22 protein-coding genes are annotated in these 26,924 nt (G+C 60.9%); 6 read left to right on the top strand and 16 right to left on the bottom strand.

The window, feature by feature from the left end; genetic code table 11:
• Positions 1-8: 8 nt before the first annotated feature.
• Entirely contained in the window at positions 9-1,355 is a 1,347-nt protein-coding gene (locus ACIPZE_RS24725; RefSeq protein ID WP_283435864.1) for a hypothetical protein, read from the bottom strand.
• A 397-nt stretch (positions 1,356-1,752) separates the two neighbouring features.
• Here ACIPZE_RS24725 and ACIPZE_RS24720 point away from each other — a divergent pair, with 397 nt between their 5' ends.
• From ACIPZE_RS24720 to ACIPZE_RS24700, 5 genes are all read left to right on the top strand, one after another.
• The gene (locus ACIPZE_RS24720; RefSeq protein ID WP_283435865.1) at positions 1,753-3,201 is read left to right on the top strand and encodes a sensor histidine kinase; all 1,449 of its coding nucleotides are present in this window, start codon (positions 1,753-1,755) and stop codon (positions 3,199-3,201) included.
• A gap of 287 nt (positions 3,202-3,488) precedes the next feature.
• On the top strand, positions 3,489-6,296 hold the full coding sequence (locus ACIPZE_RS24715) for a multicopper oxidase domain-containing protein (protein WP_400775904.1): 2,808 nt from the start codon (positions 3,489-3,491) through the stop codon (positions 6,294-6,296).
• Positions 6,297-6,313: 17 nt separating this feature from the next.
• The gene (locus ACIPZE_RS24710; protein WP_400775901.1) at positions 6,314-7,393 is read left to right on the top strand and encodes an SCO family protein; all 1,080 of its coding nucleotides are present in this window, start codon (positions 6,314-6,316) and stop codon (positions 7,391-7,393) included.
• A 94-nt stretch (positions 7,394-7,487) separates the two neighbouring features.
• Entirely contained in the window at positions 7,488-8,981 is a 1,494-nt protein-coding gene (locus tag ACIPZE_RS24705; RefSeq protein WP_400775898.1) for a sensor histidine kinase, read from the top strand.
• Complete coding sequence (locus ACIPZE_RS24700; protein WP_400775896.1) at positions 8,950-10,380, top strand: sigma-54-dependent transcriptional regulator; 1,431 nt, start codon at positions 8,950-8,952, stop codon at positions 10,378-10,380. The genes ACIPZE_RS24705 and ACIPZE_RS24700 overlap by 32 nt, the downstream gene beginning before the upstream one ends.
• A gap of 115 nt (positions 10,381-10,495) precedes the next feature.
• Here the strand turns inward: ACIPZE_RS24700 and ACIPZE_RS24695 are convergent, their stop codons facing one another.
• From ACIPZE_RS24695 to ACIPZE_RS24685, 3 genes are all read right to left on the bottom strand, one after another.
• Complete coding sequence (locus ACIPZE_RS24695) at positions 10,496-10,846, bottom strand: hypothetical protein (protein WP_400775893.1); 351 nt, start codon at positions 10,844-10,846, stop codon at positions 10,496-10,498.
• A 181-nt stretch (positions 10,847-11,027) separates the two neighbouring features.
• Positions 11,028-11,333, bottom strand: a complete 306-nt coding sequence (locus ACIPZE_RS24690) for an addiction module antidote protein (RefSeq protein ID WP_400775890.1) — start codon at positions 11,331-11,333, stop codon at positions 11,028-11,030.
• A 2-nt stretch (positions 11,334-11,335) separates the two neighbouring features.
• A complete protein-coding gene (locus ACIPZE_RS24685) occupies positions 11,336-11,629 on the bottom strand; it encodes a type II toxin-antitoxin system RelE/ParE family toxin (RefSeq protein ID WP_400775887.1) in 294 nt (97 codons plus the stop codon).
• Between the two features lie 274 nt (positions 11,630-11,903).
• Here ACIPZE_RS24685 and ACIPZE_RS24680 point away from each other — a divergent pair, with 274 nt between their 5' ends.
• A complete protein-coding gene (locus tag ACIPZE_RS24680) occupies positions 11,904-12,701 on the top strand; it encodes a class I SAM-dependent methyltransferase (RefSeq protein WP_400775884.1) in 798 nt (265 codons plus the stop codon).
• Between the two features lie 165 nt (positions 12,702-12,866).
• On the opposite strand, the gene ACIPZE_RS24675 is transcribed toward ACIPZE_RS24680, so the two are convergent.
• The 12 genes from ACIPZE_RS24675 to ACIPZE_RS24620 all read right to left on the bottom strand — a co-directional run bounded on the left by ACIPZE_RS24675 (position 12,867) and on the right by ACIPZE_RS24620 (position 26,916).
• A complete protein-coding gene (locus ACIPZE_RS24675) occupies positions 12,867-13,559 on the bottom strand; it encodes a GNAT family N-acetyltransferase (protein WP_129394662.1) in 693 nt (230 codons plus the stop codon).
• 114 nt (positions 13,560-13,673) lie between these two features.
• The gene (locus ACIPZE_RS24670; RefSeq protein WP_283435873.1) at positions 13,674-14,465 is read right to left on the bottom strand and encodes a ChbG/HpnK family deacetylase; all 792 of its coding nucleotides are present in this window, start codon (positions 14,463-14,465) and stop codon (positions 13,674-13,676) included.
• Positions 14,437-15,621, bottom strand: coding sequence for a GNAT family N-acetyltransferase (locus tag ACIPZE_RS24665; RefSeq protein ID WP_400775881.1), 1,185 nt, complete (start codon positions 15,619-15,621; stop codon positions 14,437-14,439). Before ACIPZE_RS24665 ends, ACIPZE_RS24670 begins: the two co-directional genes overlap by 29 nt.
• 4 nt (positions 15,622-15,625) lie before the next feature.
• The gene (locus ACIPZE_RS24660; protein WP_400775878.1) at positions 15,626-16,315 is read right to left on the bottom strand and encodes an N-acetyltransferase; all 690 of its coding nucleotides are present in this window, start codon (positions 16,313-16,315) and stop codon (positions 15,626-15,628) included.
• 224 nt (positions 16,316-16,539) lie between these two features.
• Positions 16,540-18,459, bottom strand: coding sequence for a hypothetical protein (locus ACIPZE_RS24655; RefSeq protein WP_400775875.1), 1,920 nt, complete (start codon positions 18,457-18,459; stop codon positions 16,540-16,542).
• The gene (locus tag ACIPZE_RS24650; protein WP_283435876.1) at positions 18,456-19,760 is read right to left on the bottom strand and encodes a lipopolysaccharide biosynthesis protein; all 1,305 of its coding nucleotides are present in this window, start codon (positions 19,758-19,760) and stop codon (positions 18,456-18,458) included. The genes ACIPZE_RS24655 and ACIPZE_RS24650 overlap by 4 nt, the downstream gene beginning before the upstream one ends.
• On the bottom strand, positions 19,757-20,758 hold the full coding sequence (locus ACIPZE_RS24645; RefSeq protein ID WP_400775872.1) for a polysaccharide deacetylase family protein: 1,002 nt from the start codon (positions 20,756-20,758) through the stop codon (positions 19,757-19,759). The genes ACIPZE_RS24650 and ACIPZE_RS24645 overlap by 4 nt, the downstream gene beginning before the upstream one ends.
• A gap of 13 nt (positions 20,759-20,771) precedes the next feature.
• On the bottom strand, positions 20,772-21,908 hold the full coding sequence (locus ACIPZE_RS24640) for a glycosyltransferase (protein WP_400775870.1): 1,137 nt from the start codon (positions 21,906-21,908) through the stop codon (positions 20,772-20,774).
• On the bottom strand, positions 21,901-22,869 hold the full coding sequence (locus ACIPZE_RS24635) for a glycosyltransferase (RefSeq protein ID WP_400775867.1): 969 nt from the start codon (positions 22,867-22,869) through the stop codon (positions 21,901-21,903). The genes ACIPZE_RS24640 and ACIPZE_RS24635 overlap by 8 nt, the downstream gene beginning before the upstream one ends.
• The gene (locus ACIPZE_RS24630) at positions 22,866-24,239 is read right to left on the bottom strand and encodes an O-antigen ligase family protein (protein WP_400775864.1); all 1,374 of its coding nucleotides are present in this window, start codon (positions 24,237-24,239) and stop codon (positions 22,866-22,868) included. The genes ACIPZE_RS24635 and ACIPZE_RS24630 overlap by 4 nt, the downstream gene beginning before the upstream one ends.
• Positions 24,236-25,327, bottom strand: coding sequence for a glycosyltransferase family 4 protein (locus ACIPZE_RS24625; RefSeq protein ID WP_400775861.1), 1,092 nt, complete (start codon positions 25,325-25,327; stop codon positions 24,236-24,238). The genes ACIPZE_RS24630 and ACIPZE_RS24625 overlap by 4 nt, the downstream gene beginning before the upstream one ends.
• Positions 25,324-26,916, bottom strand: coding sequence for a Wzz/FepE/Etk N-terminal domain-containing protein (locus tag ACIPZE_RS24620; protein ID WP_283435882.1), 1,593 nt, complete (start codon positions 26,914-26,916; stop codon positions 25,324-25,326). The genes ACIPZE_RS24625 and ACIPZE_RS24620 overlap by 4 nt, the downstream gene beginning before the upstream one ends.
• Positions 26,917-26,924 lie beyond the last annotated feature (8 nt).

Genomic DNA, 26,924 nt, shown 5'->3' with positions numbered 1-26,924 from the left:
GTGAGCGTTCATTGCACGATGACCACTTCTTCGGTATCGCTGCCGCCGTTGGACGACGTCACGCGGACCTTGGCCGGTGGTATCGGCGAGATCCCGGTGGCGAGGCTTTTCACCGCGCCGTCGCCACTCAGCGCACCAATCGCGGCGCCGCTGATCGAGGTGGCGGTGAGTACCGGCGGCGAGGTTTCGTCACTGGTCGAAGCCACCAGCGTCAGTTGCCCGGAGCTGAGGCTGTATTCGGCGCGCGAAATCACCACCAGGTCGGTCAGGGTCATGGGCAGGGTGGTCGGCGTGCTGCTGGCGATGGCCAGGTGGTTGTCGGCGGTCACCTGCAGGACGCTCGGTACGGTCGGGTTGGCCGACGATTGCGCGTACCAGGCACCGGTGGAGTTGGCTTCGGTCATGTTCAGCACCGGGGTGAAACTGGTCACGGCGACGGTGCCCGGGGCTGGCGGTGCGAGGACGAACACGTCCTGCTGGGCGACCGGCGCGCTAGTCCCGGCTTTACGCGAGTAGGTGCTGCGCTGGGTGATCATTGGCGTTGGCCGGACCACGGTCGAGAGCTTGCCGGAGACGGCAAACGCAGTCGTACGCAAGTCAATCCCGCCGGGGCCTTCGATGCGCACGTAGTTGGTGTTGAACGGGCTGCCGGTGACCGCCTCGCTGAGGTTCGGGTCGCCGACAAATTGTTCGGCGGCACCGGTCACCGGGTTGGTCTCGGTGTAAGGGCCGTTGACGCTGCGCAGGAACGGGCCGATGTCACCCTTAAGCGCGCCGTCGTAGGTTTTCGGCGTGCCGATGCCAATGTCGCGGGTCATGTTGATCGCGCGGCGGCCGGGGGTGTCGATATTGAACACGTCGACACCGTACGGGTGGGTGATGACGTAGGTGCCGGCGGTGGGCACGTCGACGCGAATGCGGATACGCGCGAAGCTGACTTGATCGCCTTCGACCGGTTCTTCGGCGGCGAACGCGGCTTCGACGGCGCTGACATAAGTCAGGTCGATCCCGCGTGCAGCATCGACGAGGGTGGTTTCGCCGGTGAACCAGAACGCTTCATCGGGGAAGTTGCTCGGGAAGGCAATCGGCTGGGTGTCGTCGAACACGCCGGGGGTCGGCAGCAGCGAGCACATGTACGAAGGTGCGCCCGGAGCGCTGGGCACGCGAGAGCTGAGTGCTTTGGACAGGCACAGATCGAGGGTGCGACCGTGGGTGTCCTGATACCAATTGGCGAAACCGCCATTGGCCGGCGTATACGGACCTGGATCAACAGCAAACAAAGCGGCCTGGGCAATGCCCTGGGCCAAGGCGCTCACGACCAGGACAGTCGCGGTTTTGGACAGTAAAGGGTGCATGAGTTAATCCCTCTATCAAAGTACCTGCCCCTTGGGGATGGGTCAGTTGCAGAGGGCCTGTACACCTTCCATGCCAAGGTGCGGTGAACGGGCGGGAGAGAGCCGGGATAGAGTGCTTTCGCCGTTGCGAAGTGCTGAGCGCGACAGGCGGGAAAAGGGCGCAATTCCCCAGAATCGGGGACGATGGGGATGAACACAGAACCTCTGTAGAGCTGCCGAAGGCTGCGATCTTTTGATCTTGATTTAAAAACAGGATCAAAAGATCGCAGCCTTCGGCAGCTCCTACAGGGATTTGGGGTGGGTTTGGGATGGGTGCATCGGGTCGATATCCCCGCAACCGGGCAAACACCCAACCGTGGGCTATAACCCTATAGGGACGTATCGGGAAGTCGCCGCCATGAACATACAGTCGAAATCGCTTGCGCTCGAGGAGGGCAATCTACGGTTGAGCTCGCGCAAGCAATCGTTCAATCTGCTGCGCTGGTTTTCGCTGATCAGCATGGCGGTGATCGGCACGGTGGCGGTGGCGCTCGGGGCGGTGTCGACACGATTCGTGATCGAGGAAAGCGTGCAGCGCGATGCCTTGCTCACGGCGCAGTTCATTCAGGCCATCGCTTCCGCCGAAGTGCGCCATGTGTCCATTCCCAACATCCGCACGATGGGCGAACTGCTCGATCCACGTCAGGACAAGGATTTTCCCGATGTCGATCCGCAGGCCCGGGCGGGCGCGAGGGGTGAATTTCTCGACCACATCGAACACCTGCCGGACGTGATCCTCGCCAATATTTATGCCCCCGACCGCCAAGTGGTCTGGTCGACCAACCCGGTTCTGATCGGTACCAGCATTCATGCCGACGAAGACCTCGATCGCGCCTTCAACGAAAAAATCCCGGTGTCGGCCAGCTACCACGACGTCGACAAGGCGCGTGAAGAACAGAAGTTCATCATCCCGCCGGATTACATTTTCATCGAGAACTACATCCCGCTGTTCGACGCCGACGGCAAAAACGTCACCGCGATGGTCGAGATCTACAAGGAACCGAAAGACTTGATCGCCCGGATGGAACGCGGGCTGACGCTGATCTGGCTGGCCACCGCGCTCGGCGGCGGCCTGATTTATCTGGGGCTGTACTGGATCGTCCGGCGCGCGGCGATTCTGCTTGCAGCCCAGCAAAAACAACTGATCGCCAATGAAACCTATGTTGCGCTGGGCGAGATGTCCTCTGCCGTGGCACACAGCCTGCGCAATCCGCTGGCGACCATTCGCTCCAGCGCCGAGTTGGCACTGGAGTTCGATGCCGGCCCGGCCGAGAAGAACATCAAAGACATCATCGGCCAAGTCGATCGCATGTCGAAATGGGTGCGCGAGTTGCTGCAATCGTTGCGTCCGCTCAACGATGACCCGGAACCGGTGAATCTGGTGGCAACGCTGCACGAAAGTCTTGTCGCCTTCGAACAGCAGATCGCCAGGGCCGGGGTGCAAGTGGTGTTCCACCCGCAGCACACACCGATGGTGCTCAGTCAGCCGGTGCAACTGACGCAGATCCTCAACAGCCTGCTGGCCAATGCGCTGGAAGCGATGGACAAGGGCGGCACATTGACCGTCAGCCTTGAGCCAGCGGCTGACGGCGGTGTTTGCGTGGCGCTCAGCGACACCGGCAAAGGCATGAACGAAGAGCAGCGGACCATGGCCTTCCGGCCGTTTTTCACCACCAAGGCCGGCGGACTCGGCGTCGGCCTGGTGCTGGTCAAACGCATCATGGAACGCTTCGGCGGCGGCGTGACGCTCGACAGCCGCGAAGGCGAGGGCACCACCGTGCGCCTGGCCTTCCAGCTAGTCCCCTGAGCCAAATTTCCCATCTGACAATCCACCACTCCCTGTAGGAGCTGCCGAAGGCTGCGATCTTTTGATCTTGAAAACAGAATCAAAAGATCGCAGCCTTCGGCAGCTCCTACATCGGCCTTATAAGCTGAAAAAAATTGTGAACTTCCCCCATCACTGGGTGTCAAGCCCCGGTCACCGGGGAGTGGGGGACACCACAGGCATCGCAAGTCACTGTTACAACTAGAAATGATTTCTTGGCGCGCTAGTTGCAAAACACCATCACCCCTTCCTTGATGAGGCGGCTGGTGATGGACAGAACAACGCGTGACCCAAGCAAAACCTTTCTGCTGACGCCCTTGAGCGTGTTTCTGATGTTGACCCTCGGCACGATGGCCGGCGTTCGCGCCAGCCCCATCGATGATGAGCGTCAGCCAGAAACCTCCGATCCATCGGCGTACTACGACGAACCGACGGACGAGGCGACGGCGCTCAACGCTATCCTGACCATGCCCGAGGCCAACGAAGATTCCTTCGATTTGCCCGACGGTGTGAAAGGCTCGCGTGATACCACTCGCGCAGAAAACATCCTGCCGCCGACCGTGCAGACCAGTTTCAACTACCCCACCAACGGCAAGCCGAGCCCGCTCTATGGCGCACAGCCGTTCACCCAGCAGTTGACCCTGTTCGAAGAGTTCGGCCCGGAAAAACTCGACCCGACCACCCCGGCCGCGCCGCTGCCATTCCCGCCGGCAGCGATTGGCCCGGCGCCGGCGCAAGACCCGAACAACGTCGCGCGCAGTGCGCCACCCGGCACTGCCCTTGATGCGTTCCTGCGCCAACCGGGGCTGACCCCGTTCCCCAGCCAGTTCGCCAACGTGGTCGACCGCAACCCGTGGCAGGCGCAGATCGAAGTGTTCCTCAACCGCCATATCGGCTCGTCCGCTGAAGGGCGGCCGCCAGGAAAAGGCTGGGCGCACCAGCGCTGGAACGAGTTCTACCCGCAAGTCGCCTACAAAACCGCGCAGACTGGCGCGCGGCTCAATGGTGGCCTGCGTGACAGCGTGCAGATGCACCATTACGCAGTGGGCGAATTCGGCGCCGGCGGCCTGTACCACAACGTCGCGGGTGTACCGCTGACGGACGGCACGGCCAAAGGCGTCGATGCGCGCTTCCACCCGAACATGCCGGTGCAGAACCACAACGCGGTGTGGACCTTCGACGGCACGCTGCCGCCGAAACTGTTGATGGTGCGTTACGGCCAGCCGGTTATGATGCGTCACTACAACGGCCTGCCGATCGATCCCGCGGCCAACCGTGGTTTCGGCCTGCACACGATCAGCACCCACGAACACAACGGCCACGCGCCGGCGGAAAGCGATGGCTATGCCAACGCATTTTTCTTTCCGGGGCAGTTCTACGATTATCGCTGGCCGATCCAGCTCGCCGGTTACGACAGCATCAACACCAAGGCCGAAGATCCGCGCGCGGCATTTCCTTGCGCACCGGGCGAAACCCTGTGGGTCAACGACCTGGCGCCGGCGAAAAAGACCTGCGACCACGGCACCATCAAGATCCGTGGCGACTGGCGCGAAACCATGAGCACCCACTGGTTCCACGACCACATGCTCGATTTCACCGCGCAGAACGTCTACAAGGGCAACGCGGCGATGATGAACTATTACAGCGCCCTCGATCGCGGTAACGAGTCGGTGAACGACGGCGTCAACCTGCGCCTGCCCAGCGGCAGTGCGCTGCCGTGGGGTAACCGCGACTATGACGTCAACCTGGTGTTCGCCGACAAGGCCTGGGATCAGGAAGGTCAGCTGTGGTTCAACCCGTTCAACACCGATGGCTTCCTTGGCGATCAGGTGTTGGTCAACTGGCAGTGGAAACCGACGCTGGACGTGCGCGCACGCAGCTACCGTTTCCGTATCCTCAACGGCTCGGTGTCGCGTTACTTCAAACTGGCGCTGGTGCGTGAAATCAAAGGCAGCGGCGGCGAGTTCCAGGGGCCGAAAAACTCCGGCGTGTCGTACAGCCGTGTACCGTTCCACATGATCGCCAACGACGGCAACATCATGGAGCACAGCGTACCGTTCGACGGCACGATGGACCTGGACGCCGATGGCGATAAACAGAACCACAACGCGATTCTGCCGACCCAGGGCATCGCCGAGCGCTTCGACATCATCGTCAACTTCGGCAAAAACGGCATCAAGCCTGGCGACAAGGTGTTCTTCCTCAACCTGCAGGCCCACGACGACGGCAAAGGCCCGAAAGAAGTGATCTCGCTGGCCGACGTGCTCTCCGAGAAATACCTCGCGGTGATCAAGCAGAGCAGCAAAGGCCCGCAGTGGGACAAGGGCGATCCGGCGGTGGGCAAGGTCTTGCAGCTCAACGTGAAGGCCTACACCGGCCAGGATCTGGCCATGGACCCGGCAGCCTACGAACCGGCCAAACCGGGCAAGGCGGAAGGGCTGGTGATGATCCCGCTGAAGATCCATCGCGACAACGCTGCCGATAAAGCCCTGCTGGCCAACGCCCGTCACCGCACCTTCACCTTCGGCCGTTCCGACGGCACCGATGAAGCGCCGTGGACGGTCAAGACCGATGGCGGTTTCGGCTTCCACATGGACCCGCGTCGCCTGAATGCTTCGACGCAACTGTCCAGCGGCCCGACCGATGCCGGGGTCACCGGATTCGGCACCCTCGAAGTGTGGAACATCAAGGCTGGCGGCAAGGGCTGGAGCCATCCGGTGCACGTGCACTTCGAAGAGGGGATCATCCTCAGTCGCGGCGGCAAGGCACCGCCAGAATGGGAAAAATGGGCGCGCAAGGACGTCTATCGCATCGGTTCGGAAAACGATGGGCTGGACAGCGTCGAGATGGCGATCAACTTCCGCGAGTTCGCCGGGACCTACATGGAGCACTGTCACAACACCCAGCATGAGGACAACTCGATGCTGCTGCGTTGGGACCTTGAGAAGCCCGGGCAATTGCAGTTGATGCCGACGCCTTTGCCAAGCTGGGACGGTGTGCGCTACGTCAACTCCGCCGCGCTGCCAACCTTCCGCAACGGCGATGGCTTCGGCCCGCAAGTGACCGTGAAAAAATGAACCGCGAGCGCGCCGTCATGCCAACACAAACTCCGCGTTCCCGCGCGCTGGGCATGCACCTGGTGCTGATGCTGGTGGTCTGTGTGCTCGGCAGCCGCGTGCTGCTGGCGCACCAGGCCAGTGTCGGTGAACCGCCAGCGGCCAGTGAATCCGCCACCCCGTGGGGTGGCGACTACTTCCCCAACACTTTGCTGACCGATCAGGACGGTCAGCAGGTGCATTTCTTCGATGACCTGATCAAAGACAAAGTGGTGGTGATCAACTTCATCTTCACCTCGTGCAGCGACTCCTGCCCACTGGAAACCGCACGCTTGCGCCAAGTGCAGAAACTGCTCGGCGATCGCGTCGGCCAAGACATCTTTTTCTACTCGATCAGCATCGATCCGCTCAGCGATACGCCCGAAGTGCTCAAGGCCTATGCGCAGCGCTTCAAGGTCGGTCCCGGCTGGAAATTTCTCACCGGTGAATTCGAAGACGTCACCGACCTGCGCAAGAAGCTCGGGCTGTTCATCGAAGGCGTCGACAACGGTCGCAGCAAAGACCACAACCTCAGCCTGATCGTCGGCAACCAGAGCACCGGGCGCTGGATGAAAGCCTCGCCGTTCGAGAACCCGTGGATCCTCGCCGATCAACTGGCCAACACCCTGCAAAACTGGAAACAGCCCAGCGTCGAAGAAAGCTACGCCAACGCCCCGGACATCCGCCCGCCGAGCAATGGCGAAGAGTTGTTCCGCACCCGTTGCGCGTCGTGCCACAGCCTCGGCCCGCAGGACGGTCAGGGCATCGGCATGCGCAGCATCGGCCCCGACCTGATCGGCGTAACGCGCAATCGCGATCCGCAATGGCTGAATCGCTGGATTCGCGAACCGGATCGCCTGCTCGCGGAAAAAGACCCGATTGCCCTAAAACTGTATGAACAATTCGAGCGAATCCCGATGCCCAACCTGCGCCTCGACGAAGCGTCGGCGCAGTCGATCATCGACTTCCTCAGTGACGAAACCGAGCGTCAGCAAACGACCGCCAAAGCCATGGCCGACGGCGGCTTGACGCCAGTAACACCGGGCGATAGCGCCGCGACAGTGAGTCGGATGCAGTAGCGGCGAAAGAGCATCATTGAACCGTGTGTCGCGGTCAGAGCCACCTACACTGATGGCTGTAACCGGCTCGATACAAATACTCCAGGGCACTCCCATGCAGCGACTGGAAGCACAAAAAACACCTGCGCCGCACGCACCGGCAGCAGTCAGCAAGGGATGGCGCGAGCAGTTCAATCTGCTGCGCTGGTTCTCGCTCGCAAGTTTTTTCATCATCGCGGCCGTGGCGCTGGGGCTCGGTTACATCTCCACGCGTTTTGTCGTCACTGAAAGCGTCGAGCGCGATGCGCTGCTGACCGCGCAATTCGTCCAGGCCATCGGCGAAGCGGAAATGCGCCACGCCGGCATCAACCCGGCGCGCACCATGGGTGAAATGCTCGATATGCGTCAGGACGGCAAATACCCCGATGTCGATCCCGAAGCGCATGCGGCGGCGCGCAGCGAGTTTCTCGATCACGTCGAACATCTGCCGGATATTTTGCTGGCCACCGTGTATGCGCTGGATCGCACGGTGATCTGGTCGACCAATGCCGAGCTGATCGGCGTGCACATCGAGGACGACGACGAGCTCGACGAGTCGTTCGAAATGAGAGTGCCGGTCTCCTCCAGCTATCACAAAATCGACGACGAACGCCCCGAGCAACGTCTGCTGCGCGAACCGAAATACCTGTTCATCGAGAACTACATCCCGATGTTCAACGCCGACAAAAGCAAAGTCATCGCCATGGTCGAAATCTACAAGGAACCGGCGGATCTGGTTGATCGTATCGACCGTGGTTTCGCTTCGATCTGGGCGGCGACGTTTTTTGGTGGTGCGGCGATCTTTCTCGCCTTGTTCTGGATCGTCCGCCGTGCGGCGACATTGCTGCAGAGCCAGCAGCAACAACTGATCAGCAACGAAACCTTTGTCGCCCTCGGCGAAATGTCCTCGGCGGTGGCGCACAGCCTGCGCAATCCGCTGGCGACCATTCGCTCCAGCGCCGAACTGGCCCAGGAAGTGGCCAGCTCCGGCGCGCAACGCAACATCGGCGACATCATCAGCCAGGTCGACCGCATGTCGCGCTGGGTGCGAGAACTGCTGGTGTCGCTGCGGCCAATGAATGACGACGGCGAGGCGGTCGATCTGGTGCTGGCGGTCGAGGACACCCTGGGCGCCTTCGATGCGTTGATCCAGCGCAGCCGCGTCGAGGTGCGATTCAATCCGCAAATCTGCCCGCCAGTGCTCAGTCAGAAGGTGCTGCTCACGCAAATCCTCAATAGCCTGTTTGCCAACGCCCTGGAAGCCATGCCCAAGGGCGGCGTGCTCAGCGTCGAATTCGCCACGCCGCAGCCAGACTGCGTACGCATGACCCTGAGCGACACCGGCAAGGGCATGAGCGCGCCGCAGCAACTGCTGGTGTTCAAACCGTTTTTCACCACCAAACAGGGCGGCCTCGGGGTCGGCCTGGCGTTGGTCAAAAGAATCATGGAGCGTTTCGCAGGTTCGGTCGTGCTGACCAGTCGCGAGCAGGAAGGAACCCGCGTCAGTCTCAACTTCAAAGTGGCATCGGGAGGGGAATATGGAGCACAGCATTCTGCTGGTCGAAGATGACGAACTGCTGGCCGAAAATATTCAGACCTACCTGGAGCGCAAGGACTTCGAGGTGACGGTCTGCCATTCGGCCGAAGACGCACTGGAGCAGTTGGGCAGCTTCATGCCTGACATCGTGCTGACCGACAACTCGCTGCCGGGCATGAGCGGTCATGACCTGATCCAGAAGCTGCGCATCAGCGCGCCGGATCTGAAAGTGATCATGATGACCGGTTACGGCAACGTCGAAGATGCGGTGGTGGCGATGAAGGAGGGCGCCTTTCATTACGTGACCAAACCGGTGGCGTTGGCGGAACTGAAACTGCTGCTCGACAAGGCGTTGGCCACCGAGCGCATGGAGCGCACGCTGTCGTTCTATCAGGAACGCGAGGCGCAGAAATCCGGGGTGCAGGCGCTGATCGGCGACTCGGCGCCGATGCAGTATCTGAAAAACACCATCGGCCAATTGCTCGATGCCGAGCGGCGCATGGCCAACACCGATTTGCCGCCGGTTCTGGTCGAAGGCGAGACCGGCACCGGTAAAGAATTGGTGGCCCGTGCGCTGCACTTCGACGGCCCGCGCAGCAAAGGCCCGTTCATTGAATTCAACTGCGCGTCGATCCCCTCGAATCTGGTCGAGTCGGAGCTGTTCGGTCATGAGAAAGGCGCGTTCACCGACGCCAAGGATCGCCGTGTCGGACTGGTGGAAGCGGCGGATGGCGGCACGCTGTTTCTTGACGAGATCGGCGAGATGGACCTGCTGTTGCAGGCGAAGATTTTGAAGTTGCTCGAGGATCGAACGATTCGCCGGGTCGGTTCCGTGAAGGAGCGCAAGGTCAACCTGCGGGTGATCAGCGCGACCAACTGCAACCTTGAACAGATGGTGCAGCAGGGCAAATTCCGCCGCGATCTGTTCTTCCGCTTGCGGATCATCTCGATCAAGGTGCCGCGTTTGTATGCCCGGGGCGAGGATATTTTGCTGTTGGCGCGGCACTTCCTTGCCAGCCATGGCAAACGCTACGGCAAACCGAACCTGCATTTCAGCCAGCAGGCTGAGGAGCTGCTGCTCAGTTACACCTGGCCGGGCAACGTGCGCGAACTGCGCAACATGCTTGAGCAGACCGTGTTGCTGGCGCCGAGCGACACCATCGCCGCACATCAGTTGAACGTGTGCATGAGCCTGGTCGACGAGCCACCGCTGCATATCCATGAAGCGCCAATGCATTACGAACCACGCCCGGCGAGCAACACCGAATCGATGAACCTGCCGGAAGTCGAACGCGACATGGTGCGCAAGATGCTCGACAAGACCGACTGGAACGTCACCAAATCCGCGCGCCTGCTGGGCCTGAGCCGCGACATGCTGCGCTACCGCATCGAAAAACTCGGCCTCGCCCGCCCCGACAAACGCCAGTGGTAACGGGCGTACACGACAATGTAGGAGCTGCCGCAGGCTGCGATCTTTTGATCTCGTTTTTAAGATCAAGATCAAAAGATCGCAGCCTGCGACAGCTCCTACAGTAGGCGTTCGGTATTCAGTGTTGCTGCTGCCGGCTCAGACACTCCAGCAAACACCCCGGATCCAGTACCTCGTCATTCACATATATCCCGCGCTCGGCATCGTACGTGCGGATAAACACCCGCACCGTCGCATCCGCCACCGTCGGCAATTGCGAATCGGAGAACTCGTGGTCACCCGGGATCACCACAAAATCCTGCGGCGCCGTATCGTCATAAGACTTGGGCGGCGTGGAACTCAGCGAATACGGGGCAGGGTGAGCGAAGGGCTGGTTCGGCCCGTAGTAAACAAAATTGCTGTCCAGCGCTTGCGCCTGACTGGCAGCAAGCAGACAACCCATCAACAGCAGCCGATCGAGCCTATACATGGCGGTACCTGCAAATACGGTTTTCCCCAAGGCTATTAACTATAGCTGCCCCCACGAAACCGATGTAGGAGCTGCCGAAGGCTGCGATCTTTTGATCTTTTGATCTTTTGATCTTTTGATCTTGAAAAGAAAGATCCAAAGATCGTCCGAACGCGGCCCGAGCCTCCGGCAGCTCCTACACTCAGGAAATCGGGTGGCTCACGTGCCCCGGCTGTGCGTAAAGATCGATGCCAAGGGCATGAATAACTTTCAAAACCGTGTCGAAGCGCGGTTTTGCACCCGGTGCGAACGCCTTGTACAGACTCTCGCGACCCATGCCAGAAGTTTTGGCTATCTGCGTCATCCCGCGCGCCTTGAGCACGTAGCCGATTGCGCGAAGAAACTCTTCGTTATCCCCGTCTGCGAGTACCTGAGACAGGTATTCGCTGATGGCTTCGTCACTGTCCAGCAGTGCTGCCATGTCGAAATTCGTCAACGTCTGGCTCATGGTTAAACCTCCTTAGCCATTTTTTGTGCGCGTCGGATGTCTGCGTTTTTTGAAGATTTGTCGCCTCCAGCCAAAAGAACGATGACTGCACCGTTACGCATCGTGAAATACACCCGAAAGCCCGCACCCACATCTACGCGCATTTCAGAGACGCCATCACCCACCGATCTGACGTCGCCGAGATTTCCTGTTGAAGCCCGATCAATGCGGCGGGCGATGGCCACCTTGGCCCGCAGGTCTCGAACCGATTGGTGCCAAGCCTGAAATACCGCTGTTTGTCGAATAAGATAATTCATTGCCCGACTGTATCCAAGTAGATACAGGCGAGCAGTCAGCCAAGTCTTCTATCAAACCTTGAAAAATCGTCGGCATTTGTAGGCAACGATCGCTTCATTTGTAGGAGCTGCCGCAGGCTGCGATCTTTTGATCTTGATCTTAAAAACAAGATCAAAAGATCGCAGCCTGCGGCAGCTCCTACAGGGGGGTGGTTTACAAGTTTGTAACAACCGGGATTGGCGGGCTGAACTAGACTCGGATCCGCTCAATCACGAGCATCGTCCGGAGTGCGCCATGGAAGTGCCCAACAATAAAACCGCCATCGACAGCAATCGACAGGCGTGGAACGATTCCGCCCGCCATCACCAGGATTCGCCTGACTGGCGGGCATTACTCGGCGAAGTTGCGCAGGCGGATTTTTCTTGCCTCGATGAGACGTTGAGCGGGTTGCTTGAGGTCGACGGCAAGGATGTGATTCAACTGGGCTGCAACAACGGTCGCGAGAGTCTTTCGTTGTTCGCGCTCGGCGCGCGCAGTGTGGTCGGTGTCGACCAGTCGGCGGCGTTTCTCGAACAGGCGCGGGAGCTGAACAAGCGTTCGCCGCACAACGCCGAGTTCATCGAAAGCGATATCCATCACCTGCCAGCGTCCTTGCACAATCGCTTCGACGTGGCGCTGATCACCATCGGTGTTCTCAACTGGATGCCCGATATCGGCGAGTTCTTCGGCCACGTTGCGAAGACCCTGAAACCGGGCGGCAAACTGGTGATCTACGAAACTCATCCGTTCCTGGAAATGGTCGACCCCGATGGCGAAGATCCGTACCGCCTCGCCAGCTCGTACTTCCGCGCCGAGCCGTTTGTGCAGGAAGAGCCGATTGTCTACGTCGGCAAAGTCGAGCAGCAGGCGGCGAAGTCTTATTGGTTTGTGCATAACCTTGGCGCCATCTTCAGCGGTGCGATTGCGGCCGGGCTGAACATCGCGCACTTCAAGGAGTATGCGCATTCGAATCGGGAAGAGGTGTATGACCAGTATCTGAATCAGCAAGCGCAGATGCCGATGTGCTTTACCCTCATCGCCACTAAAATCTGAAACCTGTAGGAGCTGCCGCAGGCTGCGATCTTTTGATCTTCAAAGTCAAAAGATCGCAGCCTGCGGCAGCTCCTACAAGGGTCTCCGGCGCACAGCAGCACCCTTGTGGGAGCTGAGCTTGCTCGCGAAGAGGCCTCATGATCGCCCCAACATTTCAGATCTGAATCAAGCCCGCGCCGCCGCACTCACCACCGGCCGCCCTGGTTTGCGCAGCGGTTCCAGCCGTGAACCCTCATACCGCGTCTCCCGGAAAAACTTCCAGCGACCGAACAGGCAGTAGACGTTCATCACACGCCCCTGCTCGTGATAGCCCATGCGGATATGCAGCTTCAGCGCCGGAATATTGTGCGTCTCGCAAACATCCACCACCTTGTTGCAGCCTTTGGCCGCCATCGCTTCCCACAGCGCCACCTGCACATCTACCGACAGGCTGCTGCCGAAATACGCGCGGGTCATTTCACCGCCAAACTCAAAGAATTCCCCGGGCTTTACCGCGAACGTGCAGCCGTAATAATGACGGTCGTGATAATCACGCAGACTGCCCCAGATAAACCCCACCGCATGCCCATCCGCATCGAGGTACATGTGCCCGGTGTGACCCTCGGCCGCCAGCTCCGCCATGGTCTCCACGCGATCACCAAAATGTTTGGCGAACGCCCCGGCATTTTCCGTGGTGATGTCGACTTTGCGCAGCCCATCGTAAGGGCGCAGTTTGTGCGGCGGCACCGGGCTGACCAGGTCGCGTTCCATCCACAACAGTTCCCAATGGAAGAACACGTAGCGTTTCCACAGCGTGCCGAAAGTGCGGCCCAAGCCTTTTTGCCGGATGCGTTCTTGTAGTTTTTCGATGACGCTCATGATGCCCTCCGTGGCCGTAGCCCGGGTGTTGTGGATGGTGCTTTTGAGGGTATAGATCACCTGTGCAAATTCATTTCAAAGTGCCATCTTCGAAAGTATTGCAAGGTATGTAACTCAATCGAGTGCTGCGGCACCGCGTAGAAAATCCTTGTTCAGATCGGTGTAGGAAACCCGTGCAACCCCGGCCAGCCGCTGCTCTAGCACGCGGCTCAGGGATTCGTCGGGATTGAGATAGGCATCACCAAAATCGCTGCCGAGCTGAGTCGGATGAGCGACGATTTCCAGCACGCCGTCGGTCGGCGAAGTGTCGTTGCGCAGGTCAATCGGCGTGCACACATAGTCGGCCGTCACACCGGCCAGATTCTGCAAACGCCAATTGAGCAAACCCTTGAAGACGCGCTTGGGCAGGCTGAGGTTGCGCCCCAGATTGCGTGCCAGGCGAATCGGTACACCCTGATGCGCGGCGAAGCGCGCGACGATCTCGCCAATCGGCCAGATGTTGTGCACGTGCTGGTGAGAGTCGATATGGCTGGGGCGCATGCCGTGATCGACGCAACGTTGCCACTGCGCCTGCAACTCTTCGCGCACCGCTTCACGATCCTCGCGGCCCAGCCAGAAGCTGTGGCGCGGCAGGCTCAGGTCGAACACACCGAAGTCATCGCAGAAGGTGCGACGTGCCAGAATCGCTTGGCTCAAGGGGCGACCGTAGGTCAGGTTGAAGTGCAGGCCAACCCGGCCTTGCAGGCTCGGATGGCGGGCCATTGCGCAGGCTGCTTCAAACGCCGGCATGTTGGCCATGGCCGTGGCGGAGCTGATGACCCCGGCCTGAAACGCAGCGAGGATCACCGCGTTTTCGTTTGGGCTGAGGCCGAAATCGTCAGCGTTGACTATGACTTGGCGAGGCATGTTCGCCCTCCGTGGTGACTGCGACAGGTTTCAGTGTGGGTTTCGCATGCTCGGCACGGCGCGCGCGCCAGGCTTGCACGTGCGGTTTCAGTCGATGCCACAGGCGCAGGCCCAGACCGAGGACGATGCCGCCCGGACGCCAGGAATAAAAACTCCAGCGCCAGTGTTCCAGTTGTCCGCTCATGCGTTCGTGCAGTTGATGGCTGGAGTTTTCCAGACTGACGCGTGAAGCGTCGATCCAGCGCCAGTGGTCATCCAGGCCCCAGCGAATCCACTCTTCCAGCAACACCCGACCGCTGCCCAGATCGGCGTATTGCGGCAGGAAGGCGAGGTTGTAATCGTAGAGCCGACCCTGTTCGAGCAGACCGAGGCGATAGCTGATGCAACGCCCGTTCAACTCCAGCGTCACCACGCGCACCAGACCTTGGCCGGCGAGGGCGGTGAAGGCGCGTTCGATCAATTGTCGACTGCGTTCACCGGCGAAAATCCCCACACCTTCATCACCTTTCCAGCTCACTGCTTCGACTTCGCTGATGACCTGCAGCAGCGGCCCCATGCTCATCGCATCGGGAATGATCCGGTGCACTTCGGCACCACACGCGGCAATTCGCTTGCGCGCCCGCCGCAGCTTGTAGCGTGGGTCACCGGAGACTTCCTGATGATCGGTCTCACTGATCAGGTGCACCGGCACCCGACAACTCAGCCTTCGTTCACCGGTCGAGCTGCGCGCCATCCATTCGGTCAGCGCACTTTCTTCACCGACAGGTTCGGACAGCTCATTGAGTTGCAGCATTGCGTGGGGCAGACGTTGGCGAATCAACACCAGCGCCTTGCCCATGTCTTCGCTGCCCAGCAAAGACAACAGCGCCAGGCGATCCGACAGCGGATAGCCCAAGTGATGCAAGACCCGAAACGGCACGCCAGCAAAGCGCTCGCGACTCGCCACCAGCGGCAGGCACAGGCGTAATTCGTCCGCCTCCCAACTCAGCAGGATGTGCAGACGCTCACCCTCGCCAAGGGCCTGCTCGGCCGCACACAACCAGCCAAGGTTGTTGAACGGCGTGTGATCCGTCACCTGCAGGCGCAGCGCTTCATACGCAGTTGCCGGGAAGTCGGCGGCGCACAGCGAAGTGCGCCATTCGAATCGCGTCAGCATAGGCTCAGGCCGCCGTGGCTGTTACGGGTGGACGGGACGGTTTGCGCAGCGCATCGAGGCGTGAGCCGCTGTAGCGGCTTTCACGGTAGAAGCGCCAGCGGCCGAACAGGGTGTACACATTCATGATGCGGTTCTGCTCGGTATAGCCCATGCGCAAATGCAGCTTGAGCGCCGGAATGTTGTGAAATTCGCAGACGTCGACGACCTTGTCGCAGCCTTGCGCGGCCATGGCTTTCCACAGCTCCAGTTGCAGATCCACCGACAGCTCGGTGCCCCAATAGGCGCGTGTCAGTTCACCGCCAAACTCGAAGAACTCGCCGGGTTTCACCGGGAACATGCAGCCGTAGTAATGCCGGTCGAAATAGTCCCGCGAGCTGCCCCAGATGAACGCCACGGCATCGCCCTGATCGTCCAGGTGCATGTGCCCGGTGTGGCCCTCGTTGGCCAGTTCGGCCATGGTGCCGACGCGGTCGCCGAAGTAGCGCGCGAAGGCACTGGCGTTGTCCGGTGTGATTTTCACCACCCGCAGCGGCGGGTAGGGTTTGAGGCTGTGCGGTGGCACCGGGCTGACCAGATCGCGCTCCATCCACAGCAGTTCCTGATGGGAAAAAACGTAGTGTTTCCAGGCTTTCGCCAAAGTGGCGCGCAGGCCTTTTTGCTTGATGTGTTCGCTGAGTTTGCTGACGATGCCCATGGTGTGTGCTCCTGAACCTTTCGGCGCAGCGACCCCAATTGTTGAGAGAACTCCTGTGGCGAGGGGATTTATCCCCGTTGGGCTGCGAAGCGGCCCCGCTTTAACAGGATAAGAAGCGACGACTGCTGCGCAGCCGAACGGGGATAAATCCCCTCGCCACAAAAGCTCAATCACATCGGGGTTAAAGTTCGCCTGGCCTTTCTCATGAATGTTCGCAATTGGCTTCATGACGCGATCCAGCTGAGTGCAAACAGGGTTTGTCCCGGCAACTCAAAGCTCACGCGTCCATCGCGGCAGGTAAACGGCGCGTCGCGACTGCGGTTGTCGGCGCCGAAGTAGCGCAGGGCGCCGTTGTTCAGCGGGCATTTGGCGCCGCTCAAGTCGACACGTTGCAGACGCGTGCCTTTGTTCACCCCGAGCAAGCCACGCTGATCGTCGCCGGCCATCGCCAGCACGTCGACTTCGAACGCATCGTTTTCCAGCCACAGCACCTGATGCAGCCAGTGCTGTGCGATGAATTGCTGGGCCAGACCGACCGGTTTCAACTCGAAATGGTCGTCGCCCACAACCCGCAACATACCCTTGGGATACTGTGGCTCATCGGCGGCCTGGAACCAGTTGAGCATGCTCAGCAAGCCATCCTGCGAAGCGTTGATCACCACCGAAGCCCACCACAGCGAAGCGTAGTGAGTTTCCTGATCGTAGGGGCTGAGGCTGGAGCCGCTGGACATGTTGGTCTGGTCGAGCAGCAAGGCTTTGCGCGGCTGACCCTTGGCGTCGAGGCCGACCAGTTCGGCGGCGCGATGCACGCTGTCGCGGTAGACGCGGGTGGCGAGCAGGTCGCGGATCATCCATTCGTGCCACGCCAGCGCATCGACCTGATCGCCCGATTCGCTGAGCAAGCGCCGCGCCCAGTCGATCCCGCGCTTGCTCGCCGCGTTATCGGCGAACGGCCCGTTGACCAGGCGCGAACTGGCCGGCATGGCGATGCGTACGCCAGCCTTGGCATTCGCCGGATCGCTGCGCACCTGGCGGGCCATGCTGGTGAAAATCGCCTGATATTGCGCGTAGCTGGAATAGTTGAGGTTCGGCTCATCGGCAAAACCGATGTAGTGCGTACCTTTGCCACCGAGCGCACGAGTGCCGGCCAGCCACGCGTCGAGGCCGCTGTTGCTTTGCACATCGGCGCGCAGATCGGCCTGACGCTGACTGCCGGCCAGCAGGGTAATGTCCTGCTTGATGCCGAAACGATCCTGATACACCTGCCGGAACGCATCTTCGAAATGTGCATTCTTCGCCATCACATCGACAAAACTGTAGTAACTCGCCGCCGTCGGTTTCAGCGCATCAAGCGCGGCATGACTGGCGGGCGGCGGCATCACGTAGGGCAGGGCGATGCCGAGATCCGGCGTGCGCCCGAGAACTTTATCGTGCAGGGTCAAGCGGGTCTGCCCGGCGTCTTCACGCAGCGCTTTCAGTTGCTGCGGATTCTGCGCAAACAGATTGGCCGTGCCATCGAGCCAAAAAGCCGCTTTGCCGCTGCCTTGCAGACGCAGGCGCCAGATCTGTTCGCGTTCGCTGACCGGCAGGGCAAGTTGATCGAACTGCCAATAGGCGCGATAGGGTTTCAGCGCCAGCGTCAGTTGCTGATCATCGCCGACCCGCTGCGCCTGCAAACCACTGACGCCGCCATGAAACTTGCCCGCCAGCACCGCGTGTTCACCCGGCGCGACCTTGAAATACAACTCGTCGCCATTGTGCGTGTCGGCGCTGAAATGCACTTTTGCCGGGGCGAACAACGCCACCGTGCGCTCGTCGTGTTCGACGCGGTAATTGCGGAAGCTGTAGCCAGTAATCTCCAGCCGATAACTGGCCGCGCCGGGCAGTAGCGGCCAGCTCTGACTGCCACGCACTTCGCTGGCTTTTATAAACCGGTCACCCGCCAGTTTGCCCTGACCATCGAGCAGATACAGATGCTCTTCATTGGCCTCGGCCTGCCACGCCGGCGTCCAGCGCACGGTCACCGTGTCCGGCCGATCGGCTTGCAGATACAGACTGCCGTCACGGATCTCGCCCCAACGCATCGACGCCGCAAAGGCGTCCAGCGACAGGCCGAGACCGAGCAGCAGCGCCAGGCCTTTCATGCGGTTTTCCGTTGCAGCATCAGCCACATCGGCATGACGTCGCGCGGCAGAATGATCAGCGTTTGCCAGAACGGCACGCCGCTCAAACGGCAATAAAGCACCAGCATCGCCACGGTCACCGCCAGATAGGCAATCGACGAAGCCGCCGCCGCACCGACAATCCCGTACGCCGGAATCATCACCAGGTTCAGCGCCAGATTCAGCAGCGCGCCCAGCCCCATCAGCAACGACACCGTGCCGGGACGATTCTTGCCGAGCAAATCGAGACGCAGGATGCTCGCGTAGCACAGACCCAACAGCCCTGGCAGCAACGCCAGCAGCGCTGGATACGCCGGCTGATACGCCGCACCAAACAGCGTGACGATCAGCCATTCGCCAATCACCGCCATGGTCAGGCAGGCGCCGAGCATCACCGTCGCCGTCAAACGCAGGGCCAGCGGTGTGACCTTGTCCATGCCTTCGTCCTGTTGCAGCAGGCGTTTCATCAGTGGTGTGGTCACCGCTTCCGGGACGATCAGCAGCAATTCGGCGGCAGCGCTGGCCATCGCATAATGACCGAGTGCGGTGCTGCCGAGCAGGGCGCCGATAAACAGGTAATCCGAACGCAGGATCACTTGCTGGAAGAGCAGATCCGGATGACTGCGCGCGCTGTAGCGCAGCAGTTCTTTCTGGCTGGCGCGGTCCCATTGCAACTGCAACGGCTGCGCACGTTTGAGCCAGACCCAACCGACCAGCACCACCAGACTGATCCCGGCCAGCCAACTGATCAGCGCCGCTTCGAGGGCAGCGCTTTTCCACATCCAGAACAGCGCAAGAAACAGCAGCAGCGGCGCCAGCGACTCGACCAGACGCAAGGCATTGAACGCCACCACGCCGCCGGAGGCGTTGTGCAGTGTCAGCAAACCACTTTTCAATACGGTCAGCGGCACCGCCAGCAGCAACAGCCAGGCGAGCAAGCCAAGCTGCATCGTTATATCCAGTTCAGTGCCGAATTCGCGCACCAACGCCACTACCAGCAAGGTCAGCAACGCCGCCAGCAAACAACCGAACACCAACACCTGACTGAGCAGCAAACCCATCGGCCGTTGCTTGGCCGCTTGATAGCCGACCGCCGAATTCAAGCCGCCACTGGTGGCCGCGCTGATCAGATCCGGCAAGGTGCTGAGCAACGCAAACAGCCCGCGCTCACTCGGCCCGAGAATCCGCGCCAGCAGCACGTTGCGCAGCAAGCGCAGGGCGATCATCGCCAGTTTGGTGCCCATGCTCAGCGCCAGATGCCTGAGGTAGTTGCCTCGGCTCATGGCCGCGCCCCGCGAAATATCCGCCACGACAGCAGTTCGGGATTGCGCGCGGTGCGCTGGCTGACACCGAAACGCGGCAGGTTCAGCGGATCGCCTTCGCCGCGATAAATGCCGGTGCCGGTGCCCAGCGCAAACGGATAGTCATGGCTGGCGATCTGTTGGCGTACGCGTTCATCGTTGTCGCCATTGGGGTAGCAATACACCGGCAATGGCCGGTTGCAGCCGTTGTACAGGGCATCGCGGCTGCGAGTGATTTCTTCGTCCAAACGCACATCGTCGAGGCCGGTGAGGATCGCGTGGCTGGCACCGTGCGGGCCGAAGCGCACCAGACCGGAAGCCTCCAGCGCGCGCACTTGATGCCAATCCAGCGCTTGCGGTTGCGACTCCTGTGGACATTCATCGGTCAGCCGTTCCAGCTCCTGCGGGTCAATCGACTTCAACCCTTGCAGGTAATGCAGCAGCGCCAGGCTGCGCCGGTCGACGTCGATGTCATCGAGCAATACCGGCAACGGGTGATGCAGGCTGTGCAGGCATTCGATCAGGTGCATCCGCGCCTTGTCGCCGTGGCTGCCCCAGAGGGTTTCGCCGAGGCTTTCCCACCAGAAACGCTGACGGCTGCCAATGAAATCGGTGGAGAGAAAAATACTCGCCGGTACCTGATGTTTTTGCAGCAACGGGAAGGCGTTGACCGCATTGTCGCGCCAGCCGTCATCGAAGGTCAGTGCCACCCGTGGACGCTCGGTGCGCAACGAGTTGGGCTGGAGGATTTCCATCAGCGGCACGCAATCGAAATGTTTGCGCAGCCACACCAGCAAATGCTCGAAGGCTTTCGGCCCGACGCACAATTCATTGCGATGCGGCAGGTCGGCGGCGCGGTCGTTGGCCAGCACCCGGTGCAGCATCAGAATCACCCCGGCGCCGTGCAACTGGTTGCGGCCCACGGATGAATTGAGATAGAGCCAGCCACTGGTGCGTTTTATTAATTGTTTGATCGCCATGGCTTCGGTCCTCTTAACGGTTCTGTTCAGGATTCCACTGGGCATACCGCTGGCCGCGCAGGAACTGCCACAGGCCGAGACTCATCCCGGCAAGGGTGACCAGCAGAAACGCGGCGAGGCGGAAGGGTTTCGGCAAACGGTGTTGCGAATCCAGCAGCCCGGCAATCGCGATGGCGTAGCCGAACAGTTGCGCGATCAGGGCCAGGCGATAGAAACCGTGGTCGTCCCACAGCCAGAAGTTGCTCAGCAGCAGCGGCAGCAACAGGATCGGTGCGAGTCGGCGGATCAGTTTGTGGCTGATCAAGGCAATCGAATACAGGCCATATTTCAATGGATTGAGCAGCTCGCGACGCTGGGCGAGGCTTTGCAGACCGCCGACGGTGACGCGTTGGCGCCGGCGAAATTGCTTGTCCGCTTCATCGACGCCGTGATCGATCACTTGCGCTTCCGGCACGTAGACGATGCGCTTGTGCGCCACCGGTGCGCAGGTGCTGATGAAGAAATCGTCGTTGACCTCGGCCGGCACGTTTTGGAACAACTCGCGGCGCAAGGCGAGCAGGGCGCCGTCGGCGGAGACCATGCAGCCGGTGCGGTTCTCGACCCGGCGCAGCCAGCCTTCGTAATGCCGATAGAGACTGTCGCCGACGCTCAAGCCACCGCCAGTCACCGGGATGACCATGTGCCCGGCGCAGCCGCCGACCTGCGGATCATTCAGCGGCGCAAGCAAGTAGCCGAGGGTTTCGCGCGACCATTGGTTGTCGGCGTCGGTGAACACCAGAATGTCGCCGCTGCTCAGCGCTACGCCGGCATTCAGCGTTGCCGCTTTGCCCTGGCGCGGCAGATCGAGGACGGTGATGCGCGGATCAACGATCTTGTGCGCGCACGCCACGGTGTCATCGGTCGAGCCGTCGCTGGCGAGAATGATCTGCAGGGTCGCCGGCTGATAATCCTGCGCCAGCAACGTGCGCAACTTGTGCTCGATATGCCGCGCCTCATTGTGTGCGGCAATCACGATGCTGACGTTCAGCGGCGGCGCCGGGGTGTGGCGCCAGGCCGGGAACAGCGGCGCCACCAGCGTCAGCAGCAGCGGGTAGCCGACGTAGGCGTAGACTGGCAACAACAGGCACATCCAGAAAATGAACTCAGCCACGGGCAGGCCTCCTGGCGTTCCAATGACACAGACTCAAGATGAATGCAGCGCCGGCCAGATGCAGACGCACCCAGTGCAGGCCCCACAGTTGCAGAGTCAGGCCGATATCGTGGTGTTTGGCGCTCTGGCGCAGGCTGAGCACCAGCCCCGGTAAACTGGTGATCGCGACCATGATCGCCGCGTGATGCGGGAAGCCATTGAACAGCGCCGAAATCGCCAGAAAATCCAGCAACCACACCAGCAGCGAGAGCATCGGGAAACGCAGCAGGCGCAGGCTGAAACCGTGGGTGCGCAGCAGTTGCAGATGACTGCCCTGGCGCCACATCTCCTTGCCCATCCACTCGCGCCAGTTCATTTCGTAACCCCAGTGCAGGGCGACGCTGTTGTTGATCAACAGCAGCCGCGCGCCTTGTTCGTGCAGGCGCAGGGTGAACTCTTTGTCTTCGCCGGTGCGCAGGGTTTCGTTGAAGCCGCCAATCTTGTCGAACCAGCGCCGACGCATCAGCAGGTTGGCGCTGGGTAGCCAATCCACGGCGTGGGAGGTTTGCGAGGATACGCGCAAGGTCCGGCGTTGCCACGCGGTGGCGTACCACGGCGCTTCGGCGGGGGTGTGCAGATCCAGGGCGAAAACATCGGCCTGGCCGCTGGCCTCCAGTTCGAACAGCGGCTTGAGCCAGTCTTCGGGCATTTCGATGTCGGCATCGATAAACGCCAGCCACTCACCGCTGGCGATGGCCGTGCCGCGATTGCGCAGCGCGCCGATCAACAACCCCGGCAGTTCCAGCACCTGCGCACCGAACTGGCGGGCAATGTGCGGGCCGTCATCGCTTGAGCCGTTATCGACGACGATCAGCTCGCACTCGACACTGGCGGCGAACGCGGCTTTTTGCGCAGCGAGCAAGGTCCGGCCAATGTGCCGGGCCTCGTTGAACATCGGGATGACGATGCTGATCCGGCTCATGCCTTCGTCTCCGTGGTCAGCGGTGCCTGCTCGGCTTTCAGGCGCAGCACGCTGGTCAGCGCGAGCATGATCCACACGTATTTCTGGTTCGGCGCGCTGAGGAACATCAGGAACAGCGTCAACGACAGGAAGCTCACACCGAGGTGGGTCATCAGGTCTGCTTGATACGAATCGCGGCGCAACATCCACGCCGCTCGTGCGCGAATCAGGTTGTACAAACCGAGGCCGAGCATGCCGACGAACAACAGCCCGGCAGGAACGCCCAGCTCACTGAAAATTTCCAGATAGGTGTTGTGCGCGCGGCGGTACAAGTCGCCGATCTTGCGGTTGGCGGAAAACGCCTTGGCGTAGCCAGTGGTCGCGTAATGCAGCGGGAAGGTGCCGGGGCCAGAGCCGAGCAGCGGGTTCTCGCGGATCATCTGGCTGCCGACGACGATGTACGACGCGCGGCGGCCGAGGGATTCGTCGTCGTGGCCCTTGGCGCCAGCGCTCAACACACTCAGCGACTGGATGCGCGCAAGGTAACCGGCGGGCATCGCGTAAATCGCCAGCGGAATCACGATGGCCGCGCCGAGCATGGCAAAGCCCAGATGCCGTGGGCGAATCCGCGTCAGTTGCGTGCGGTAATGCCAGCAGCCGATCAGCAGGCTCAAGGCCAACACCACCAGACCCGAGCGCGATTCGGTCTTGGTCATGCCGCCGAGCAACAGCAGGCAGCAACCGCCCCAGAACAAGCGGTGCAGCAGGTTCGGGCTGCGAATCACCAGCAGCAGGCCCATCGGCACGGCAAAAGCGATCAGCAGGGCGAAGGCGTTGGGGTCTTCGAGCAAGCCGGCGGCGCGGCCCTGATCCTGGAATTTGGTCGAGAACATGGCCATCGCACAGGTGGTGCTGACGGCGAGGGTGACGAGGCGGGCGAACAGGTCGAGGTTGAGTTCGCGGCCAATCAACAAGGTGATGACAAACAGAATCAGACCGACACTGAGTTCACGCAGATGCCCCAGCGACATGCCCATGTCATCGGTATCGAGCAGGCTGAGAAAGTACAGGACCATGAACCAGATGAGGTAGCGCCAGCTATTGCTGCGCAGACGCTCCGACGGAATCTGGTGCAGCGCCAGTTGCAGCATCAGGATCACCGCCAGCCCTGCGCCGAGCAATTTGCTCCCGGAAAACGAACTGTCCTTGAAGAAACCTTCGAACGGCACCAGTGCGGCAATGCCCAGCAGGCCCCAGGTCGGTTTGCGATACAGCACAGCAAAACCCACCAGGCCGAGCACCACTCCCGGCGCCAGATACGGATAAGGGCTGGCCAGCAGGGCGATGCAGACCAGACCGAGCAAACTGACGATCGAGAGCGGGAAAATCATGCGCGTGCCTCCCGTGCCGTGCGGATGTACAGCTGCGACCAGCGTTCGGCCAAGGCCTTGAGGTCGTAGCGATCCTGTTGCGTGCGTTTTGCGTTGTCGCGCAGCTGTGCGGCCAGCTTCGGCTCGGTCAGCAGCGTGTCGAGCTGACGGGCGAGGGCGGCGGTGTCGGTCGGTGCGGCGAGCAGACCGTTGTGGCGGTCTTGCAGCACGTCGGGAATCCCGCCGACGGCGAACGCCACCACCGGCACTCCGGCCTGCATGGCTTCGAGCAAAATCATCGGTGTACCTTCGGTGCGCGAGCTGATCACCAGCGCATCGAGTTGCTGCCACCACGGCTGCATGGCGATCTGGTAACCGGGCAAACGAATCCTTTCGCGCAGACCGGCGTTGTCGATTCGCGCCTGCAACGCCTCGCGTTCCGGGCCATCGCCGAGCATCACCGCATCCAGTTGCGGATGTTGATGACACAGCGCGATCAACGCATCGAGAAACAGATCCGGGCCTTTCTCGCTGCTCAAGCGGCCGACGTAGCCGGCCAGCCAGCGTTGCCGATCGGCATCCGGCACCAGCGCCGCAGCCGCCGGCAAGCCGTTGGGGATCACCTGTAACTTGTCCGCCCGGACGCTGGCCTGACGGTGCAGCGTGGCGATGCTTTCCGCCACGCAGACCACCCGATCCACCGACGCCGTGCGGCACAGTTGCAGGCTCAGCCAGGTGTAGAACTTCTGCTTGCGACTGCGCGGGGTAAAACCGTGCTGAGTAATCACCAGCGGCAGGCGCAACAGCGTCGCGCCGACCCAGCCGAACAGCAGACCTTTGAAGTTGTGCGTATTGATCAGCGGCTTTTCACCGCGACGCTGACGCAAGTGCCGCAGCAACTCCCCAAGCCCGGCACAGCCGCGACAGTCCACCCCGGCCTCGCGAAAGCGCTGGATCAAGTCTGGTGGCGCGTCGAGGAACAGCACCTGATGCTGCCCCGGCGTCGCCAGGCAATGATCCAGCAACATCCGCTCGGCCCCATAGAAACCGCCGCTGCTGAGCAAATGAATGATCGGCAGCGCGGCAACAGGGGATGGCGCGGTGTTCAATTGCGCACCCAGTGCAGGAAGCTCGGCACTGTCCAGTTCTTGTGCGGGTTGCTTGGCAGCACGTTCTGATCGTTGATCACCAACAGCACCGGTACGCCCAGCTCGTGGCTGATTTGCGCCGGGTGTTTGAAACGGTGATCGAAGAACTCACGCACGTAGACCAGGGCAATCGCCAGCAACAACCCGGTGAACAAGCCGAACGGAATGATCAGGCCGGGTTTCGGGAACGCCGCTTCGGTCGGTTCGAACGGTGGGCTGAGCACCCGCGCGTTGGACAGATCGTCGCTGAGCGAGCGGGTGGTGCTGCTTTCCGCGAAGCGCTGGGCGTAGGTCGAGAACGCGGCGTGCATCGCATCGATCTCGGTGTCCATCTGCCGCAGTTTGCTCTGGGTCTGCTGCAACTCGTGGATGCGGTTCTTGAACTCAGTGATGCGCGCGGTTTTCTGATCGATCACCTGTTGCACCACGGCCAGATCGTTGGTGCGTTCCTGAATGCGGTTGCTCACCACTTTGAGGAACTGGCCACGGGTGCGGGCAATCTGTTCACGGGTCAGCAGCATCGGCTCACTGCTTGGCTGGAACACCGCCAGATCATTCATGTAGCGGCTGACCTGGGTGGTCAGTTGTTCGCCCATTTGCTTGATCTCACGATCCTCGAACGCGACGTTGTCGACGGTGGTGGTGAAGGTGTAGGGAAAGGTGTAGTCGTTGAGCTTGTTAGTGCTCGCAGCGGCCAGCGCGGTTTTCAGGTATTCGAGCCAGCGCTGGCTTTGCAGCAGGCGATCGCGGTAGAGGTTCAGCGCTTGTTCTTCGGTATTGATCGCGTTGAGGCGGAAGGTGATTTCTTCCTTCGGATCCGAAGCGCCAACACTTTCCAGCAAGGCCTGACGATTACCTTCCAGACCATCGATGCGCACTTGATACAGATGCTTTTTGGTCTCGTAGAAGGACTGCGGCAAGTCGATCGATTGCAGCGCCTGACGGCTGACCAGATAGTTCTGCAGCAGCGCACTGACAAACGTCGTGCCCTGATGCGGATCGGGGAAGCTGTAGACGATCGAGATCACGTTGGAGCCGGGCAGGGTCTCGATTTTCAGGCTGTCGATGGCTTGTTGGGTGAGGGCGTCGAGCGCCGTGTCACGCACAGGATCGGTCTCCAGCCCAAGCACGCTGCGCACTGGATTGATCACATACTGGCGTAGCGGCGAACTGATGTAGCGCTTGAACGGTTCGGCCACCAGTTTGCTGAAGATACCCGGCGAAGGTGTGTATTCACCCTTAGCGCGCAGTTCACTGATGGTCTGGCGGATCAACGCTGGGGAACGGAGGATGTTGCTTTCGGTTTCCATGTCCGCCAGCGACGGCGGAATGAACGTGGCGTTGTCCACCGTGAGCGACGTGGTGGCGTCACCCTGGGAGAGTTTTTTCGACTGCACGATGACCTGCGCGGTGATATCGAAGCTCTGTTTGAGCACCAGCGGCAGGAGCAGGGCGATCACTGCAAAGATCAGGAAGACACGCTTCACCAGTTGCTTGTTGGCAAAGAAGATCCTGAAGAACTCATGCAGGTAGTTTTCCTTTGGATTCATGTCGGTCA

This window comes from Pseudomonas sp. NPDC089741, assembly GCF_044748825.1.
In the GTDB taxonomy this organism is placed as follows: domain Bacteria; phylum Pseudomonadota; class Gammaproteobacteria; order Pseudomonadales; family Pseudomonadaceae; genus Aquipseudomonas; species Aquipseudomonas helmanticensis.
The sequence above is the reverse complement of the archived record's forward strand: the minus strand, read 5'-3'. Positions and strand labels throughout refer to the sequence as shown.

Excerpts from the sequence above, each read along its gene's own strand:
- ACIPZE_RS24635 (WP_400775867.1), bottom strand. The coding sequence starts at position 22,869 with ATGAGCCGGATCAGCATCGTCATCCCGATGTTCAACGAGGCCCGGCAC.
- ACIPZE_RS24660 (WP_400775878.1), bottom strand. The coding sequence starts at position 16,315 with ATGGGCATCGTCAGCAAACTCAGCGAACACATCAAGCAAAAAGGCCTG.
- ACIPZE_RS24630 (WP_400775864.1), bottom strand. The coding sequence starts at position 24,239 with ATGATTTTCCCGCTCTCGATCGTCAGTTTGCTCGGTCTGGTCTGCATC.
- ACIPZE_RS24665 (WP_400775881.1), bottom strand. The coding sequence starts at position 15,621 with ATGCTGACGCGATTCGAATGGCGCACTTCGCTGTGCGCCGCCGACTTC.
- ACIPZE_RS24685 (WP_400775887.1), bottom strand. The coding sequence starts at position 11,629 with ATGAATTATCTTATTCGACAAACAGCGGTATTTCAGGCTTGGCACCAA.
- ACIPZE_RS24700 (WP_400775896.1), top strand. The coding sequence starts at position 8,950 with ATGGAGCACAGCATTCTGCTGGTCGAAGATGACGAACTGCTGGCCGAA.
- ACIPZE_RS24620 (WP_283435882.1), bottom strand. The coding sequence starts at position 26,916 with ATGAATCCAAAGGAAAACTACCTGCATGAGTTCTTCAGGATCTTCTTT.
- ACIPZE_RS24710 (WP_400775901.1), top strand. The coding sequence starts at position 6,314 with ATGCCAACACAAACTCCGCGTTCCCGCGCGCTGGGCATGCACCTGGTG.
- ACIPZE_RS24670 (WP_283435873.1), bottom strand. The coding sequence starts at position 14,465 with ATGCCTCGCCAAGTCATAGTCAACGCTGACGATTTCGGCCTCAGCCCA.
- ACIPZE_RS24645 (WP_400775872.1), bottom strand. The coding sequence starts at position 20,758 with ATGGCGATCAAACAATTAATAAAACGCACCAGTGGCTGGCTCTATCTC.
- ACIPZE_RS24715 (WP_400775904.1), top strand. The coding sequence starts at position 3,489 with ATGGACAGAACAACGCGTGACCCAAGCAAAACCTTTCTGCTGACGCCC.
- ACIPZE_RS24650 (WP_283435876.1), bottom strand. The coding sequence starts at position 19,760 with ATGAGCCGAGGCAACTACCTCAGGCATCTGGCGCTGAGCATGGGCACC.
- ACIPZE_RS24655 (WP_400775875.1), bottom strand. The coding sequence starts at position 18,459 with ATGAAAGGCCTGGCGCTGCTGCTCGGTCTCGGCCTGTCGCTGGACGCC.
- ACIPZE_RS24725 (WP_283435864.1), bottom strand. The coding sequence starts at position 1,355 with ATGCACCCTTTACTGTCCAAAACCGCGACTGTCCTGGTCGTGAGCGCC.
- ACIPZE_RS24680 (WP_400775884.1), top strand. The coding sequence starts at position 11,904 with ATGGAAGTGCCCAACAATAAAACCGCCATCGACAGCAATCGACAGGCG.
- ACIPZE_RS24720 (WP_283435865.1), top strand. The coding sequence starts at position 1,753 with ATGAACATACAGTCGAAATCGCTTGCGCTCGAGGAGGGCAATCTACGG.
- ACIPZE_RS24695 (WP_400775893.1), bottom strand. The coding sequence starts at position 10,846 with ATGTATAGGCTCGATCGGCTGCTGTTGATGGGTTGTCTGCTTGCTGCC.
- ACIPZE_RS24675 (WP_129394662.1), bottom strand. The coding sequence starts at position 13,559 with ATGAGCGTCATCGAAAAACTACAAGAACGCATCCGGCAAAAAGGCTTG.
- ACIPZE_RS24690 (WP_400775890.1), bottom strand. The coding sequence starts at position 11,333 with ATGAGCCAGACGTTGACGAATTTCGACATGGCAGCACTGCTGGACAGT.
- ACIPZE_RS24705 (WP_400775898.1), top strand. The coding sequence starts at position 7,488 with ATGCAGCGACTGGAAGCACAAAAAACACCTGCGCCGCACGCACCGGCA.